The organism is Flavihumibacter rivuli, assembly GCF_018595685.2.
In the GTDB taxonomy this organism is placed as follows: Bacteria; Bacteroidota; Bacteroidia; order Chitinophagales; family Chitinophagaceae; genus Flavihumibacter; species Flavihumibacter rivuli.
Window position 1 is genome coordinate 3180944 of the sequence record NZ_CP092334.1, and the last position, 18303, is coordinate 3199246.

15 protein-coding genes are annotated in these 18303 nt (G+C 48.0%); 6 read left to right on the forward strand and 9 right to left on the reverse strand.

Features of this window, described 5'->3' with window-relative positions:
- Positions 1-14: 14 nt before the first annotated feature.
- The 3 genes from KJS94_RS13545 to KJS94_RS13555 are packed head-to-tail and all read left to right on the forward strand — an operon-like array spanning position 15 to position 6565.
- Positions 15-2684 carry an alpha-L-rhamnosidase gene (locus tag KJS94_RS13545; protein ID WP_214448014.1) on the forward strand — a complete coding sequence of 890 codons (2670 nt, stop codon included), beginning with the start codon at positions 15-17 and terminating at the stop codon, positions 2682-2684.
- A gap of 10 nt (positions 2685-2694) precedes the next feature.
- Complete coding sequence (locus KJS94_RS13550; RefSeq protein ID WP_214448015.1) at positions 2695-4209, forward strand: serine hydrolase; 1515 nt, start codon at positions 2695-2697, stop codon at positions 4207-4209.
- Positions 4210-4243: 34 nt separating this feature from the next.
- Positions 4244-6565, forward strand: coding sequence for a glycoside hydrolase family 3 protein (locus tag KJS94_RS13555; protein ID WP_214448016.1), 2322 nt, complete (start codon positions 4244-4246; stop codon positions 6563-6565).
- A gap of 44 nt (positions 6566-6609) precedes the next feature.
- Here KJS94_RS13555 and KJS94_RS13560 read toward each other — a convergent pair whose 3' ends face one another.
- The 4 genes from KJS94_RS13560 to KJS94_RS13575 all read right to left on the reverse strand — a co-directional run bounded on the left by KJS94_RS13560 (position 6610) and on the right by KJS94_RS13575 (position 10373).
- Positions 6610-7929, reverse strand: a complete 1320-nt coding sequence (locus KJS94_RS13560) for a M20 metallopeptidase family protein (protein WP_214448017.1) — start codon at positions 7927-7929, stop codon at positions 6610-6612.
- A 99-nt stretch (positions 7930-8028) separates the two neighbouring features.
- Complete coding sequence (locus KJS94_RS13565) at positions 8029-8406, reverse strand: Dabb family protein (RefSeq protein WP_214448018.1); 378 nt, start codon at positions 8404-8406, stop codon at positions 8029-8031.
- 16 nt (positions 8407-8422) lie between these two features.
- Entirely contained in the window at positions 8423-9241 is an 819-nt protein-coding gene (locus KJS94_RS13570) for an aldo/keto reductase (protein WP_214448019.1), read from the reverse strand.
- Between the two features lie 19 nt (positions 9242-9260).
- The gene (locus KJS94_RS13575; RefSeq protein WP_239804171.1) at positions 9261-10373 is read right to left on the reverse strand and encodes a phytanoyl-CoA dioxygenase family protein; all 1113 of its coding nucleotides are present in this window, start codon (positions 10371-10373) and stop codon (positions 9261-9263) included.
- A 257-nt stretch (positions 10374-10630) separates the two neighbouring features.
- Between KJS94_RS13575 and KJS94_RS13580 the strand changes: the two genes are divergently transcribed.
- Positions 10631-11476 (forward strand): helix-turn-helix transcriptional regulator, encoded by an 846-nt coding sequence (locus KJS94_RS13580; RefSeq protein WP_214448020.1) that lies wholly within the window; start codon positions 10631-10633, stop codon positions 11474-11476.
- Between the two features lie 51 nt (positions 11477-11527).
- Here KJS94_RS13580 and KJS94_RS13585 read toward each other — a convergent pair whose 3' ends face one another.
- The 5 genes from KJS94_RS13585 to KJS94_RS13605 all read right to left on the reverse strand — a co-directional run bounded on the left by KJS94_RS13585 (position 11528) and on the right by KJS94_RS13605 (position 16611).
- Positions 11528-13714, reverse strand: coding sequence for a multicopper oxidase domain-containing protein (locus KJS94_RS13585; RefSeq protein WP_239804172.1), 2187 nt, complete (start codon positions 13712-13714; stop codon positions 11528-11530).
- A gap of 5 nt (positions 13715-13719) precedes the next feature.
- Positions 13720-14196, reverse strand: a complete 477-nt coding sequence (locus KJS94_RS13590) for a DUF3347 domain-containing protein (protein ID WP_214448021.1) — start codon at positions 14194-14196, stop codon at positions 13720-13722.
- Between the two features lie 155 nt (positions 14197-14351).
- Positions 14352-14567, reverse strand: coding sequence for a heavy-metal-associated domain-containing protein (locus tag KJS94_RS13595; RefSeq protein WP_214448022.1), 216 nt, complete (start codon positions 14565-14567; stop codon positions 14352-14354).
- 235 nt (positions 14568-14802) lie between these two features.
- On the reverse strand, positions 14803-15477 hold the full coding sequence (locus KJS94_RS13600) for a VOC family protein (RefSeq protein WP_214448023.1): 675 nt from the start codon (positions 15475-15477) through the stop codon (positions 14803-14805).
- Positions 15478-15564: 87 nt separating this feature from the next.
- Entirely contained in the window at positions 15565-16611 is a 1047-nt protein-coding gene (locus KJS94_RS13605) for a saccharopine dehydrogenase family protein (RefSeq protein ID WP_214448024.1), read from the reverse strand.
- A gap of 106 nt (positions 16612-16717) precedes the next feature.
- Here KJS94_RS13605 and KJS94_RS13610 point away from each other — a divergent pair, with 106 nt between their 5' ends.
- Together KJS94_RS13610 and KJS94_RS13615 are read left to right on the forward strand one after the other, a co-directional pair.
- Complete coding sequence (locus tag KJS94_RS13610; RefSeq protein WP_214448025.1) at positions 16718-17152, forward strand: hypothetical protein; 435 nt, start codon at positions 16718-16720, stop codon at positions 17150-17152.
- 271 nt (positions 17153-17423) lie between these two features.
- The gene (locus tag KJS94_RS13615; protein ID WP_214448026.1) at positions 17424-18254 is read left to right on the forward strand and encodes a hypothetical protein; all 831 of its coding nucleotides are present in this window, start codon (positions 17424-17426) and stop codon (positions 18252-18254) included.
- The last annotated feature ends 49 nt before the right edge of the window (positions 18255-18303 follow it).

Sequence of the window (18303 nt, forward strand, 5' to 3'; positions counted from 1 at the left end):
TAATGCCTGGATACATGAACCGACCGTTCCGCTTTTGTACACTGTTATTGTTCGCCTTGGTTACTGATCCGGTCCTTGGCCAACAACCGGTGGCCTTGCAGTGCGAGTATTTGAATAACCCGCTGGGGATAGATGCCAGTAAGCCAAGGTTAGCCTGGAAGCTCAGTGATGATCGTGCAGGTGCGGTCCAGGCTGCTTACCAAATTATGGTGGCAAGGGATTCCCTTGAGTTGGTGAAGGGAAAGTCACCACTCTGGAATAGCGGGAAAGTAGTCTCTTCTTCCCAATTGGTGAGTTATGCCGGCCAGCCGCTCGAACCATTCTCAAAGTATTATTGGTTGGTCAGGACCTGGGACGAAAAAGGGACCCCTTCCAAAAATTCAGGGATTGCCTCTTTCGAGACCGGGATGATGGATATGGCCAATTGGAGCGGCGCATGGATCAGTGATGGCCAGTCAATTGATGTCAGGCCGGCGCCCTGGTTCAGGAAGGCATTTAAGACAACAAAGACTATCCTTTCGGCAAGGGCCTATATAGCAGCGGCAGGCCTTTATGAATTCTACCTGAACGGCGTGAAGCAAGGGGACCATATGCTGGATCCTATGTACACGCGCTTCGACCGCCGCAATCTCTATGTTACCTACGATGTGACCAATGCCATGAGCCAGGGTAATAATGTGGTCGGCATCTGGTTGGGCAATGGCTGGTATAACCACCAACCCATTGGTGTTTGGGATTTCCATAAGGCTCCCTGGCGAAACCGCCCGGCCTTCTGTATGGATCTTCGCATAACCTATACCGATGGTTCAGTGGAAACCATTTCAAGTGGAAAGGACTGGAAAACGGCCCTGAGCTCCCTCAGCTTTAATGCCATTTACGCAGGGGAAGTATATGATGCCAACCGCCACCAGTCGGATTGGAACCTTGCCACCTTTAATGATTCATCATGGACGAATGTATCCTTGCGCGCTGCCCCTTCCACCAATATTGTAGCGCAGGCCCTTCCTCCCATCCGCATTAAGGAAAGGATCCCATTCAGGTCGATCAGGAAGCTGGCTGATACGCTTTATATAGCGGACCTGGGAAGGAATATCGCAGGCGTATGTGAGATCAGGCTGAACGGGAGAAAGGGAACGAAGGTAACCCTCAAGCATGGGGAGAAGTTAAGCCCCGGCGGAAGGCTGGATCAATCCAATATTGATATCTTCTACAGATCGGCGGCGGATATGATCCCATTCCAATCAGACACTTATATCCTGGATGGCCAGGGGCCAGCAGTGTTTTTGCCGAAGTTTAGCTATAAAGGATTCCAGTACGTTGAGATAAGCAGTGACCAGCCCATCGACCTCAGGAAAGAAGACCTGGTAGGATGCTTCATGCATAGTGATGTGCCATCAGCAGGAGGATTCAATACGGATAATCCCCTGGTCAATCAATTGTGGAAGGCTACCAATAATTCCTATCTATCCAACCTTTATGGATACCCGACGGATTGCCCACAGCGGGAAAAGAATGGCTGGACCGGCGATGCGCATATTGCGTCCGAAACCGGGTTGTATAATTTCGATGGCATAAAGGTGTATGAAAAATGGCTGGCCGATCATTTTGACGAACAGCAACCCAATGGGGTTTTGCCGGCTATCATTCCCACCGGTGGCTGGGGGTATGAATGGGCAAATGGCGTAGACTGGACCAGTACTATCGTGATCATACCATGGAATACCTACCTGTTCTATGGTGATAAACAACTCCTGGAGAAAAGCTATGATCACATGAAGCGTTATGTGGATTATATCACCAGGCAAAACCCTGGAGGAACTACCTCCTGGGGGCTTGGTGATTGGGTTCCGGTAAAATCAAAAGCCTCGCTTGAACTGACTTCAACCTGTTATTACTATGCTGATGCGGTGATCATGGCCAAAGCGGCAAAGCTATTAGGGAAGAATGTAGACGCCCTTCATTACCAGAAACTGGCTGAAAAGATCAAGGCAGCCTTCAACCAGAAATTCCTTGACCAACGGTCAGGTATATACGCTTCAGGCTTGCAGACAGAACTGGCCATGCCCTTGTTCTGGAGCTTGGTACCAGCGGAATCAAGGCAGAAGGTTGCCGATAACCTGGCAGCCAGGGTACATGCAGACGGCGACCATATTGATGTTGGCTTATTGGGAACCAAGGCTATCCTGAATGCCTTGAGTGAGAATGGTTGTGCAGAACTGGCCTACCAACTTGCTTCCAACGAGACTTATCCCTCTTGGGGCTGGTGGATAAAGAACGGTGCCACTACCTTATTTGAGAACTGGCCGGTTGATGCGAAGAATGATATTTCCATGAACCATATCATGTTTGGTGAGATCGGGGCCTGGTTCTATAAAGCCCTGGCTGGCATCAAACCTGATGAAAAATTAGCTGGATTCCGGAAGGTCATCATTGAACCCCACTTCGTCAAAGGCCTGAATAAGGTGGAAGCCTGGCATGATTCCCCGTTTGGCAGGATCGGTTCATCATGGGAAAGGGTTAAGGGAAATATCCAACTCAGTTTGATTATTCCAGCCGGTACTAGTGCTGAGCTTCGACTTCCGGGTATAACCGCAAATCAGGTCCTCGTCAACGGCAAACAAGTAAAAACGGTAAATAGTATTACCCTGCAGTCGGGTAAACACCAAATTCAAATCAAAGAATAAAACCTAAATCATGCGCTATCCTAAAATGCTGCTCCTTTTTAGTATTTGCCTGTTGACCACTAATTGGCTCAGTGCACAACGCAAGCAGAAGGGAATGGACACTACTGCTGTATTTGACGCCTATGCAAAAAAGGCCATGGAAGATTGGCGGGTACCGGGTATGGCGATTGCAGTGGTTCGGGATAACAAAGTGGTGTACAGGAAGGCCTATGGCACCACCAGGCTTGGGACCGGAAAGGCAGTAGATGAACAGACCCTATTCGCTTGCGCCTCCACTACAAAAGCCATGACAGCTGCCTGCATGGGTATGCTGGTAGATGAAGGCAAGGTAAAATGGACTGACCCAGTGATCAAATACCTCCCGGACTTCCGGGTCTATGATCCTTATGTGACCAGGGAGTTACAGATTCGGGACCTTTTCATTCACAATAGCGGCGTGGGCAATGCGGATTTTCTCTGGGGATACAATACGTTGGATTCAGATGGCATACTGCGGCAAATGGCACTGGTAAAGCCCAGCTATTCTTTCCGCAGTAGTTATATCTACCAGAATATCTTCTACCTGGTGGCAGGAAAGGTAATAGAAAAAGTAAGTGGGATGACCTGGGCAGCTTTCATGGACCAGCGTATTTTCAGGCCATTGGGGATGTCGAGAACGAAAGCGGAATTAAGATTGGTCAAGGATGATAATATCGCCACCCCGCATTACGTGATCGATAGCGTGGTTCAGCCCATTGTGAGGGATACTGCAGACCAGGTCGGACCGGCTGGTTCAGTTTATTCCAGCATAGAGGATATTACCAAATGGGTAAGTTGCATGTTGGATAGCAGTAAGTACAGTGGCGGAAGGTTGGTGAAGCCAGAGACCTGGAAAGAATTGCTCAGGCCACAGGTCATACTACCCGCAGAAGAATTCTATCCCACCCAGCGACTGACCCATCCTAATTTCCTAACTTATGCCATGGGATGGTTTCAGCATGATTATAAGGGAAAGAAGTTGAATATGCATACCGGGAGTCTGTCCGGGGAAGTAGCGATCCATGGCCAGATCCCGGAAGTAAATACAGCAGTATATGTATTCGCCAACCTCGACCATGCTGAAATGAGGCACGCTTTGATGTATAAGGCATTCGACCTGTACGCACTGGGCGGTAACAGGGATTGGCACCAGGAAATGTTTGCCTTGTATCAATCCATCCAAAAGAACCGTGCACAACAGGTGAAGGAATTTGAAAGCAAAAGGGTGACCGGCACCAAACCCAGCCATGACCTGAAGGATTATGCAGGGGTATATGAGGATCCTTTATATGGGAAAATTGAGATCACCTTGCAGGGAGACCGGTTGTTGTTGGTATTGAACGATCGGGGAAAGGGAAAACTGGAACACTGGCATTATGATGCTTTCAAGATGCAGTGGGATGAAAAGTGGAATGGCAGTATGCTGATCGGTTTCCAGTCCGATGGCTATGGAAAGATCAGGGAACTCATATATGGGAATGCAGTTTTCCACAAACGTCCTGAATAAACCAATTTCAATCATCACTTCAAATAGTTCTTCAATGAGATCATTGTTGTCGCTTTCAATAGCCGGTATCTTATTACCAGCCATGGCCCACTCCCAACAGAAATGGAATGAGAATTCCTTCGGTATCTATAACCTGGTCAAGAACCCGGGAGGGGTTACACTGGGTTACGCTCCGGCATCAGGGGTGAAGATCCTGACGGTAAATGGGTTGGCCTTTAAGGACCTTAACAGGAATGGCCAACTTGACAAGTATGAAGACTGGCGTTTACCCGTGGACGTTAGGGCAAAGGACCTGGCATCCCAGTTATCCATTGAGGAGATCGCCGGCCTGATGTTGTATTCTTCCCATCAATCCATTCCCGCAAGGTCAACAGGATATTTTGCCGGCACCTATAATGGGAAGCCATACAAAGAAGGGGAAGTTGATCCAACAGACCTCACCGACCAGCAAAAGAAATTCCTGAAGGAAGATAACCTCAGGCATGTATTGGTGACCACTGTATTGACCCCGGAAGTTGCCGCCAAGTGGAGCAATAAGCTGCAGGCCTATTGTGAGGGACTGGGCAAGGGAATACCTGCCAATAACAGTTCTGACCCGCGCCATGGAACACAGGCAAGGGCCGAATACAATGCCGCGGCGGGTGGCAGGATATCCATGTGGCCCTCATCACTGGGAATGGCTGCTACTTTTGATCCTGCACTGGTAGAGCAATTTGGCCGGATTGCTGCTGCCGAGTACAGGGCATTGGGTTTGACCACGGCATTGTCACCCCAGGTAGATATTGCGACTGAGCCACGTTGGGGAAGGTTTGAAGGAACATTCGGGGAAAGCCCCAAACTTTCGGCAGCCATGGCAGAAGCCTATTGTAATGGCTTCCAGACCTCAACCGGTATCAAGGAGATCGCCAATGGCTGGGGATATGGCAGCGTAAATGCCATGGTGAAACACTGGCCGGGTGGTGGTGCGGGTGAAGCCGGACGCGACGCACACTATGCCAATGGAAAATTTGCGGTTTACCCCGGGGACAATTTTGTTGAACACCTTATCCCATTTACCGAAGGCGCATTTAAGCTTAAGGGCAAGACGAGGAAGGCTTCCGCAGTAATGCCCTATTATACCATTTCCTGGAACCAGGATAAGAAGAATGGTGAGAATGTCGCCAATAATTACAATCGGTATATGATCACCGACCTTCTTCGCAACAAGTACAATTATGATGGAGTGGTTTGTACCGATTGGCTGGTAACGGGTGACCATAAGGCCATGGATGTATTCGTTGATGGAAAATCATGGGGCGTTGAAAACCTTAGCCTTGCTGAAAGGCACTACAAGGTATTGATGGCCGGTGCTGACCAATATGGGGGTAACAATGATATGAAACCCATATTGGAAGCGTACCAGATCGGTATAGAGGAACATGGGGAAGCTAAGATGCGTGAGAGAATGGAGCAATCTGCCGTTCGACTGCTCCGCAATATTTTCAACACCGGAGTGTTTGAGAATCCCTATATCGATCCGGAAATCACCAGGGCCACCGTTGGTAAGCCTGAATTTATCAAAGCTGGTTTTGAAGCACAGTTGAAATCGGTTGTGATGTTAAAAAATAAGGGGCATGTTTTGCCAATGGCTGCTACCAGGACAGTTTATGTTCCCAAACGCTATGTTGCTGCCAGCAGGAACTTTCTTGGTGCAGAGATCCCTGCATCCAATGATTATCCCTTTAATATGGAATTAGTGAAGCGATATTTCAAGGTGACCGATAACCCGGCTGAAGCTGATTTCGCTTTGGTGGGAATAGAGAATCCCAAAAGCGGAATTGGGTATGATAAGGAGGATGTAGCGAAAGGCGGAAATGGGTATATACCTATCAGCCTGCAGTATGAAGATTATACGGCTACTGATGCCCGTGAGACCAGCATTGCCGGCGGTGATCCAATGGAATCCTTCACCAACAGGTCCTATAAAGGAAAGACAGTGAAGACCAGGAATGCCACGGATATCCAACTCATCAGGGAGACAAAGGAGAAAATGAAAGGCAAGCCTGTAATCGTTACCATCAACTTGTCAAACCCGATGGTGTTTTCGGAATTTGAAACTGGAGTGGATGCTATTCTGGTAAGCTTTAATGTGCAAGACCAGGCATTGCTGGAGATCATTTCCGGTAAGGCAGAGCCATCAGCATTATTACCCATGCAAATGCCGGCAGATATGGGTTCGGTGGAGAAACAGGCTGAGGATGTTCCCTTTGACCTGAAATGCCATAAGGATTCCGAAGGAAACCTTTATGACTTTGGGTTTGGTCTGAATTGGAAAGGTGTGATCAACGACAAGCGGGTCAAGACCTTTCAAAAATAAATCCTTCTATAGGAATGAAAGGCAGCGGTAATCCCGCTGCTTTTTTATTTCTGCTTTGGCATCAGGTCCATAAGGCTATTGGTCATTACCCTCACAGCCCCAGGAATGGCTGATTGGTAATCGGGAGCGAACCTGGGTGAGTGCAGTGATGGTAACTCCGTTTTACCCTGCCTGGCCAATTCCTTTCTTTCGGGGGAAACTGTTCCGATCCAAACCAGGTAGGACGGGATCCTGGACTCCTGCTGGCCATAAATGCCGAAGTCTTCCCCGATCATAATAGGTTGAACCTTTGTAACGGACTGCTCCCCCAGCTTCGCAACCAGATTATTCCTCAGGCGTTCCCCCAGAATGGGATCATTGTAAACAGAAGGAATGGACATGTCCAGAAGATCAAAAACCGGCATGCGGTCCTTTTCCAATCCAGCCGCAGCTGCCAGGTTGTTCCCAATGGTCTTGAGCCTGTTGAAGATCAGTTCACGGGATTCCTTGCTGTAGGAACGAATGGTAAGCTTGAGTGTTACCTGGTCGGGGATGATGTTCCCTACAGTGCCTCCATTGATGGCACCTACGGTGATAACAGCTGGATCATTGGGTGACAGGTTACGGCTAACGATACTTTGAATGGCAGTCACGAATTGTGCCGCCAGTAATACCGGGTCAATGGCCTGTTGGGGTACCGCACCGTGTCCACCCTTACCATAGAAGGTAATGTTCAGCATGTCAGTAGCAGCCATAGCGAAGCCATCGCAAAAGCCAGCCTGGCCGGTAAGCAATTCTGCATGATCATGGAAGGCCAGCTGGATATCAGGTTTAGGTAATGACCTGAAAGCCGGGGATGCCACCACTTTCTTTGCCCCCTGCCCGGTCTCTTCCGCGGATTGTGCCAGGAGAATGAGCGTACCTGTCCATAGGCTTTTCATTTCCGCCATTGCCCTGGCTGTTCCCAGCCAGCTGCTCATATGGATATCGTGTCCACAGGCATGCATAGCCGAAACGGTTTCTTCCCCCCGCTTCACCTGCACCTTGCTGGCATAATCAAGGTTGGTAAGTTCCTTTAATGGTAGTCCGTCCATATCCGTACGGTATAACACCACCGGCCCTTTCCCATTGCGAAGGACGGCGGCGAAACTATGGTAACCCATGGAATCGGTTATTTCATAGCCCATGGAAAGGAGTTCCTTCTTCAAATAGGCAGCAGTCTTTTCTTCCATGGTACTGAGCTCCGGGTTGGCATGCAGGTGCTTGTACCAGGATTCGTAAGCGGCCTTCTGGCCACTGATGGATTCATCAATTTTCTTTACTTGTGCCTGAGAAAAACCCAGCGCCGGAACCAATACAAAAAGCAATGGAATGGAATGTTTCATGCAGTAAGATTAGCAACCAATGAAATTAATGAATTAACCCATCGGGAATACCGATGGGTTAAGTAAGGGAGCTTATAATCCTGAAATTTGGTTGATCCGTTAGTTCACGAAGTAGTCAACCACGAAGACCTTATCCATATGTGGTTTCAGTACCTTCTGGAAGTCCCGGTGTGCCGGGTGTTCCTGGTAATCGGCCAGGTCTTTTTCTGAATGGAAGGTAAGGATAAAGCAATGCGTGAATTCGGGGTTGAGTTTTTCAGGGCTCATGTTGACACCCCATTCAACGGCTTTGATCTGTGGCACCTTTCCATGAAGTGCTGCAAAAGTTTCCGCCACTTTTTTGATATCATCAGCAGAAGAACTTTTCTTAAAGGAGAATACTACCACATGCCTGAGTAATTTAGGTTGTGAAGCAGTTTGGGCAAGAACCGCCACATTGATGAACAGGGCAGTCAGGAGAATAGAAAGTACTTTCATAATTAAGTAGATGTAGTTAAAGCATGGTCATGGGGTCATCGCAGATCCGGAAGTCCTCATTGAAGCTATCCATAAAAGCAATATCCTCCTTGTCCATGGTGAATAGAATGCTGTCAAAATTTTCCTGGAGTCTTTGCTTGCTGGACGATTTGGGAATGGTTGAAAAACCGTGCTCCAGGTTCCAGCGCAGGACCAACTGTGCCGGTGTCCGTTGGTATTTCCCACAAAGGATCTGTAGCCTTGGGTCATCCAGCTTTTTTCCCCTCGTTATGGGTGAATAGGATTGTAACTGGATCCTATTGGCCGCACAATAGGTAACCAATGTTTTGTCGTATAGCCAGGGAGTCAACTCTACCTGGTCCAGGACGGGCGTAATGGAAGCGTATCCTTCCAATTCCTTTAGGAAGGGTAGCAGGTAATTGGCAACGCCAATGGCCCGTACCCGTTTATCCTGGTAAAGTTTTTCCAGTGCCAGCCAGGTTTCCTTGCGTTGCCCCTTTACGGGCCAGTGCACGAGATAGAGGTCCACATAATCCATATTCAGCTTTTTCAGGCTGGTATCGAAAGCCTTGAGGGTAGCGTCAAAGCCATGGTCATTGTTCCCCACTTTCGTAGTGACAAAGATCTCTTCCCTCGCCATACCACTTTGCCTGATCGCATTGCCGATCTCTTTTTCATTTTCGTAAAGTGAGGCGGTATCTATCAGCCGGTAGCCTATATCCAGTGCGTCCAAAACAGCCCGTTCGGCTTCCTGGTTGTACATGTCATAAACACCAAGTCCAAGCAATGGCATAGATATGCCATTGCTCAGCGTAGTGATGGGTTGATTTACCATAGTTGCTTATCTGTATTGATCACCATTTTTCGAGTCCGAGAAGTTTCTTGCCCAATTCGTTCAACTCAGCCGTACCATATTTGGTCTGCTCCCATTTGCGGGGATCACCCGGGAAGGCATAACCTTCAGGGGCAATCCTGTCGCGCCATGAATTGATCCTCCACTGGCGCAGGGCTTCATTGTCTTCTTCTGCAGGCATCATGGAAATGTACTGTGCTATGCGCACCTTATTGCCGCTCAGGTTGGGGCGGATACCATGGGGCTGCAGGCTATTAAAGATAAGCAAGTCACCTGCTTCCATTTTAACCTTTACCGGCTCAAAGCCAGTAGTATCGGGTTTAAACCGGTCACGGTCTTCGGGTTGGGTTTGCTTCCAGGTATCGTAGGTGCGGAACAACTCAGGAATACACTGGAAGCCGCCCATGTTCTCATCTGTCTGGTCAGCAAGCGCCAGCACACCCTGCACATTCACCGGCCTGGTCTCCGGGTCATAATCCCAGTGGATGAAACCTTTGTATTCATGGCCTGGCCTGATGGGGAAGTTAAGGTTGGCCCTGTCAATGGTCACCCACAGTTTTTCGGTACCCCAGATATCAACAAATGCATCATATACTCTTTGCATCTGGCGGTTGTTCCAGAGGTGCTGGTTATTATAAACTTCCACCATTCCCGTATTGGTGAGTTCCTTCATCTTCATTTCGGCGCGGGGCGGGGTGTACCAGGTATCTGGGTTGTTGGGGTCCTTTTCTTCAAATTCCCAAAGGAAGGCAGCTGTTGCCAATGCCTGTTCCCTGGGCACGGCATTCTTGATCACTATGTAACCATTGTGGATCCAGAAATACCAGTCTTCTTCACTCAGCACACGGAGTGGCTGGCCATTGCTGCGGTCGTTGAGTTGGGTAGCACTGCTCTTTGCAGTGGACGGATTGCCCGGTATATCCAAATGGGCATTATTGGGCGTCATGGTGGGGGCCATAGTAGCGGCCATGGTTTGCTGTGACATATGATTGCGTTTATTGGTTAAAAGGAAGGGATAAAGCGGTGGCGGCTGGACAGGGCCGATGACTCCTGGTGCAGTAGCCGGTTGCGGTGCGGTACTTACAGGATTGTTCATGGCGACTTGTCGCGGCATAATTTTTTACCGGGGGATGGACGGGGATCAACTGTTCGAGGTTGATTCGATTGGCAGGGTTGGTTGATTTTACCTGTGGCATATGGCAAACGTTGAAGGTGAATGACCATTCAAAACTACCTCCTGGAACAGGCTGGAATCTACCATTACAATGGCCAGTTTTTGCGCTGTATTGATATTTTTTGTAAGTTTTGTTGGTTTTTGGACCAATCGGGAGCAATTTCAATGGAAACCGGTTCCGCCATTACCCAGTATTTATGAAGGTTAAACTCGAAGCCATACAGCCTGATGCAGACAGTTCATTCAAGATACTGCTGACACCTAACCTCAATGACCTGTTCTACTGGCATTTCCACCCGGAATACGAGATCGTTTATGTGGAGGCCGGGAGTGGGATTCGTCATATAGGTGACCATATTTCCAGGTATGAAGAAAGTGACCTGGCCCTGATCGGTCCTAATATCCCCCATCTCAATTTTGATTATGGGGTAAAGACCACTGTGGAAACAGTAGTGGTTCAAATGAAGGAGCATTTTCTTGGCGAGGCATTTTTTGCATTGCCGGAGATCGCAGCCATCAATGACCTGTTTGAAAGGGCGCGTACAGGTCTGGCTTTTTATGGGGAGACCAAAAAACTTGCGGGAGAACTATTGAAAACGCTTACCAACCTTTCGCATTTCGACCAGTTGATCGCCTTGCTAAAAGTGTTTCAGTTGTTGGCCGAATCCAAAGAGTTCATTTCCCTTGATACAAGGCCGATCGCGAAGGCCTCTGTTCTCAAGGAGCAGAAGAGACTACACCGGATCTATCATTATATAGAAAGCCATTACCAGGACCCGATTGATGTAAATGAGGTGGCGAAATTGTCGAACCTGACCACAGCGGCCTTTTGCCGGTACTTTAAGAAATCTACCCATCTTACCTTCACCGACTTCCTTAACCAATACAGGATCAACCAGGCGAAGAAATTATTGCTGCAGGAGAAATCAATCACAGAAGCCTGTTACGAAAGCGGCTTCGAGCATTTGTCCTATTTCAATAAGACCTTCAGGAAATATACCGGAATGAATCCTTCAGCATTCCGCAAAATGCAAACAGCATAAAAAATGCCGGTTGAAATATTCAACCGGCACCTGTCATACTTCCAGCGCAACTTAATAAGTAATGGTAAGGCCCGCACCCCAACTCATGTCGCTGTCATAGTGCGTACTGAGTGAGATATATTTGGTAGCGATATACCTGAAGCCTGCCATGTATTCCTTATCACTATTCACCATGAAGTTCATTCTTAACCTGCTCGTAAGGGGGATGTCTTCCCTTCCTAATTGTACCCTTACCTTTCCGTCAGTATCAATCCTCGCATCTGCCCTTATGAGCATAGGTAATATATATTGTACACCGAAACATACGGCCGCACGTTGGTCTTTTGTATTGGTTTGACCGAAGATATTCTTTTCAGGTTCAGCGTTTTTCCGGTATCGCCAATCGAAACCGATATAGGGCATCAGGTATTGGCGTTTGCCAATCAACCGACCGATATGCACTTCATTCTCAAATCCCTTCTCTGCGTTCAATCCAAGGCGCCATTCCGTTTGGATCAGGTACCTGGTATTGGCCAGCATGATCTCGCCATCACTGCCATTGCTTTCCAATCCGATCTGCGCCCCAAGGTAGAACCTCCTGTCATCGCGGTATACTTTCTTTATGGCTTTTGCGGGATCGGGTATTTGCGGATTGGGAGCAGAATTCTCATAACTAAAGATCCTTCCCATACCTGCCATCATATGATAGAGGATATGGCAATGGAAATACCAATCACCCCCGTTCTCTGAAGCATTGAATTCAATGGTATCCGTTTCCATGGGCATGATGTCAAGAACGGTCTTCCATGGCGCATTTTCTCCCTGGCCATTCACCACCCTGAAGAAATGTCCATGGAGGTGCATGGGATGACGCATCATTGAATTATTGCGGAGAATGATGCGGATGTTCTCTCCCTTTTTGATCAGTATCTTATCAGATTCTGAAATGGTCTTATTATCCATGGTCCACACATAGCGGTTCATATTGCCGGTTAGCTCGAACTCCATGGTCCTTGTCGGTCCGGCGGGAAGGGTGGTGGGTTCCGGTGAACGAAGCATGGAATAATTAAGCGTGGTGATGCTCTGGGCGCTATCCACGATCTCCGGGTACATTACCGTATTCATGTCCATTTTCTGGAGACTCATGTTCATGCCCATGTCATTCATGCTGCCATCTGGATTGGTCATGTCGTTCATCATCTGCATTCCTTCAAAATACTTCAGCCTGGGCAGGGCTGCAGCCTTGTGCTGCTCACCTTCGCCCAACCAGATAGAGGTCGATCTTGTGCGATCTTCAGCAGTAGCCATGAATTCGAAGCTTCCTGTCGAAGGAAGGGTAACCACTACATCATAAGTTTCGGATACCCCAACGATCAATCGATCCACTTCAACTGGTTCAACATCTTTACCATCAGTTGCCACAACCTTAATCTTTCCGCCGGCGAAATGCAGCCAGAAATAGGTGGAAGAACTGCCATTGATCACGCGTAGCCTAACTGATTCCCCGACGTTCAGGTTGACCATTTCATCCCGGGCCTTTCCATTGGCCGTGAGCAGGTCGTAATACACATCGCTTACGTCCATGGCCAGCATCCGCTTCCATTCATTTTCCAGTTTGGTTCCCAGGTATCCGTTCTTAATGGCTTCTGCATAGTTCTGAGTAGCGCGTTTCCTGATCGCATACCAGTCGGTAGCAAAGTGAAGGGAACGCTCAACCTGGTGGGGATTTTCATTGGTCCAGTCGCTGAGCAATAGAACCTTCTCTTTCATCGGGGCCGGTTCTTTTTTGGCAATGATGAAAGCTCCATACATGCCGGATTGCTCCTGCAGCATGGTGTGCGAATGGTACCAATAGGTGCCATTCTGTACGATGGGGAATCGGAAAATATGCGTTGAATGACCTTTGATAGGAGCTGTGGTGAGGTAAGGAACGCCATCATGCTCATTCGGTAATATCAGGCCATGCCAGTGGATGGAAGTTTCCATATGCATTTCATTGTGTACATGGATCTCAGCGGTATCGCCCTCAGTAAAATGAAGGGTTGGTGCAGGGATACTTCCATTGATGGCGATAGCCCTGGCTTTTTTGCCGGTGTATTTAACCACTGTATCTGCCACATAGAGATGATAGATCACGAGGTTTCCTTTCTGTTCACGGAATGGAAGCTTTTCAGCCTTTCCTTGCAATGGCATGGCATTATGTTGTGCCTGCAATTGCAAACTGATAATGCTTATGAATAGAATGAATAGCGTTCTCATGTTGATTAGCGTTGAATGGTATCGGAAATATTTCCACAGGTCAACATACTATTGCCATAGTAGGGGTTTTTGATCGCTTTGTCAAGGCTCAGCCAGTAGGCCTTCTTCATAGGGCAATAATCAATATAGATAGCCTGGGCAGCGGATCCGTTTGATTTAGCCAGTTTGGCCATGCTGTCGGACAATCCGGCAAAAGCTTCGCGCTGCAGTTTAAGGTCAGTGGAAGCAGCGATCTTCCTGGCTGATTCCTGCAGTTTGGGTTTTTCTGATTGGATGGAAGAGCTACCTGGGCTGTTCAGCAGGGTGAGGAAAGCTGATGCCTCAAATTTAGCTTTTGTGCCGTCCCCGGCAACCAATGCATTCTTGATATTGATATAATTGTTCAAAAGATTGGTGAAAGAGGATTTATTGTCCTGTGCATTAACACGGGTTCCTGCGATCAGCAGTACCATTCCCAAGAGATAATTGATAATTGATTTCATGTGATTCAGTTTTGTAAGACAAAGATCGATTGATTCAATGCTGCGGGTATTATACAATCTGGGCCTTGATTTGTATGATTTTGAAAAAGAAAAAAGCCGGCTGGGCCGGCTTTGAATCATAGGTAGGTTCAATCAATAGATCATCATGAAAAAGATCAGGAAAGTCGTTCAGCTGTGTAACCAGCTTCCTTGACTGCTGCAATAATTTCTGCTGCTGTAATATCTCCTTCCGGAATCACGGAAAGTACCTTTTGGGGATCCTGCAGGTCCACCTCCCAATTGTCTTCCCCTGCGGTCTCATTCAGGAAGGGTCTTGCCTTGGTAAGGCATCCGTTGCATTTAATGTTTGTTTTGAATTTCAATTGTTCCATATGATAAATGTTAATCCGTTTGTATACTGCAAAGCTAGGACGCCACCTGCGCCAGGCCTTTACAGAATAAGGGGATTAAGTTTTATAATTCGGCAGTGATGCTTGTACTATGTGGAGTAGTCAATAGGATCGATGCAATATCCCAATATGGGATACCGTACAATAGCCTAAACTGTGATCATCTTAGCTTAAACGCCGGTCAAAATCGTATTCCTTGGTGTCCTGTCGTTCAGTCTTACTGTTGGTTTCCACTAAAACGATAGGGGCCTACTTCAAAAGCCGGTATTTGCTGGCCAAGGATAATGGATATGGGCAGGGTAGCAGAGGGGTCACCGGTGGGAAACCAGTTCCTCGCTGTTGATACGGTGATCAGCAAACCGTATTCATCCCCAACGGCTTTGAAGCTATCGCCATTCTCTTTCCATATCCCGGCCCCGGTCTTTTCAGCAAGAATGGAAAGCGTTTCCGGGATATTACCAACGGGGATTCCCACTTCACTGATATTGATGATATCCGCTATACTGAATCCCGGCTGGTCTGATGATGTAGCCAGGTTGAATCTTCCGATGAATTCAAGGATATTGTTGTCGGCATCACGGAAATAAACAGCCTTGGCATTCCAATCGATAAAGTCGAAAATGGTTTCGCCGTTCAATTCCAGAGGCTGGATCTTCCTTTCCACCAGGAAGTCAAAGCTGGTCCAGATTGATTGCGGCCTTACGTTAAAGGCAAAATGGTAGAGGCCTTCGGGCTTTTCAGGGTGATGGTCAAATCGCAACAAGGAATTTCCCGCAGCCACAGTGAAGGATTGGTCATTCCTTTCTATGACAGGTAATCCCATGATATCGGCATAAAACTGGAGCTGGGCTTCGAGGTTCTTGGTCTGGAATGTAACAGAATGAAAAAGCATGAGGATAGGTTTGCGGCAAAATTGCTGCTTTGCCTCCTTTCCTTCATAACCGCATATCAAGAAACCCTGTTAAAATGGGTTCATATTTTACAAAAAAGCAGACCCTTCGATCTCCAGTACGAGGTTGGATCCATAGCAGCCCGCAGGGGTTTGATAGCCCGGACAGAATTTCGCATCTATCACTTTTTGTGCGATCACTAAACTGCTGATGGCTGTTAAGGTGTAACCGTTCTCACACCTAAGCCTGGCTTCTTTTGCCTCCCCTTTTGCATTGTAGACCTTTCCCCAGACAAGGCTATAGGACTTGCTGCGTTCTTCATCCGTAGGCCCGGCGGGCCGGCCATCGATCTTTTTTTGGATGAGTTTCCTGGCCCATTTGGTCCTGAGGAGCCAGTTGAAGAGTCCCTGTAATTTGATGAAGCGGTAAACGCCGGGAGTTATACTGGTGAAAGTGGTGATATTAGGAATGCCGGTGGTATGGAATGCAGTGGAAACATCTCCCCAGGGAATGCTCATGAACAACCAGGGGCCCTTGCCCAGGTCAACCTTACGGGTGGTAAATCCAAGGGGTTTGGGAACGATCCTGCCGTTCTCCCGCGCAGCGCCCCCTTCGCCAATGGCCATAGCCATAGTGGTTGCAGTACCATGTGAAATGGCGCCGCCCACGCTCGCAAATCCCAATTCGAGGTGGGTAGCATCGGGTAGCTGTTCTTTAAGGTGACTGGCCATGCAATCTGTCGGCACAACATCAAAACCCACCCCCGGCATGACCATGATGCCGGCATCTTTCGCCTGCTGGTCGTATTTTTTGGCCAGTTCGAATACCGGAATTTCCCCGGTGATATCCAGGTAATGCACTTTGTTCCGGATACAGGCTTCGATCATCGGCCTGGCTGTGATGCTGAAAGGTCCGGCAGCATGGATGACTACACTGATATCGGAGAGCAGGCTATCCAGTTGAGCCTTGTCCTCCAGGCTGGCCACACGATAAGTCAAGGAAAATTCCTGCGCCAATTGTTGAAGGGCGGACGGGTTTCGTCCGGCAAGTATGGGGGACATGCCCCTTTTGATAGCTTCACGGATGATCAGTTTTCCGGTATAGCCATTTGCACCATAAAGAAGTATCTGAGCCATATGGGAAGTTAACAAATATGGGCATGCCGGAGAAAGCTGTTTCTGGAAGAAGCTTCAGCTATGCATTATCATTTTTCGTAACTTATAGCAAACGAAAATTGCCGTTATGAAAAAGAAGACCCCTGACCTCCTCCAGTATGCCATCTGGATAGACCAAAAAAAGGCCATCATTGCCTGTATGGATAAGGCCGGTCAAATTACCACAGAATCCATGGAGTCTGCCATAGAAACACATGTCAGGTTTCCTGGTGAGACCTCTTCAAAAAGCAGGTTGTTCAGTTCAACGCTCAATAACGAGAAGCACCAGCAGAACAAGCAGCATCAGCAACGAAAAGCGTTCTTGAAGGAGGTAGCCTCCCACTTGTCGAAAGTGGGAGTAGTGGTGATCATGGGTCCGGCGGAAACCAAGTACGAACTACATAAGGAGTTGGAGAAGAAAAAGTCGATGGCCAACGCAAGGTTGGAATTGAAGTCAGCCGATAAGATGAAACTGCACGAGATCAAGGCGGTATTGAAGGAGCGCATGAAGCCAAGCGCCTGAATGCACCAGGAATAATTAGGGTGTGAACGAATAAAAAACCCCGGCCATCAAGGTCGGGGTTTTTTAGTTAGGATAGTATAAGGTTTTGTTGATAGAACGACAACAACAGCAATAAGTAGGGTTAAAATACGGGGAATAAAAGCCGTTTTTTAAACATTGTCAGGCCTCCTTATTTGGGCTTATTTCGTTGAAGGGTTCGGGCAGTAAACCACCAAAATGGCTGGAATGTGGTGATTGTTTACTGCCCGTCCTTAACCAAAAACAAATCAGCATGGAAGACTATAAAAACCTAAGTGAAGAAGAGATGCTGCAGGCCGAAAATGATTTCCTAAAGATGAAGATGATGCTGGAGAAAGGTGCCATGTTGGGCGGTCCGGCATTGGAAGGCCAGTTCGGAGCGCAGGTAGAGAATTTTTTCCTTCGCCGGATGATGGAGTTTGAGGACATGTTGGAGAATTGTCCACAAGTAAAGGTGTTTGATAAATTGGGAAGGCCTGATCATATCCCCCCGGTGGATGCCATACCAGATGAGGAGCTGGATGAGGCATGGGAGAGCCTGAACGGGTTGCTGCTTCGTTCAGGGGTAGAACTTTGGGTGGACAATCCTTCGGTGGGTAAGCGTGAGCTTTACCGTTTTGTGGTGGAAGAGTTGTTTGAGATGGATATGGACGACGTCAGGATTCCCGGGATGTACCAGGTTTTCTGTTATGATGAGTTTTACCCTGACCCGTTATACTCTAACTCTCGGATAGCGGAGGAAGAGTGTATCAGGCAAATACTGCATCCACCGCTGTATGACCTGTTCATGATCTGGAAGGAAGGCCTGAGGTTAAATGAGCATAGGGGTCTTAGCGGTCAGCAATTCATAGAGCTTATCCAGGCCAGGGAGCAGGAATTGGTGGAAATGCGGTTAAAGAAGTGCTGGGCTGAAACAGCGGTAATGGAGGGGGATAAATGCGTAGTACGGGGCAAGTATGCATTGCCGCCCATTGAAGGGGAAACGGAAAGAACTACCAGGAATTGGGAAGTGGTCATGGAACAGCCTTATGAAGGAAGTATGTGGTATGTTACCTCAGTAGTGATAGAAGGGATCAGTTTTTAGTTTAATGGTTAGCATATAGGTTGGTTGAACTCGGTGTGGTAAGTGTGGG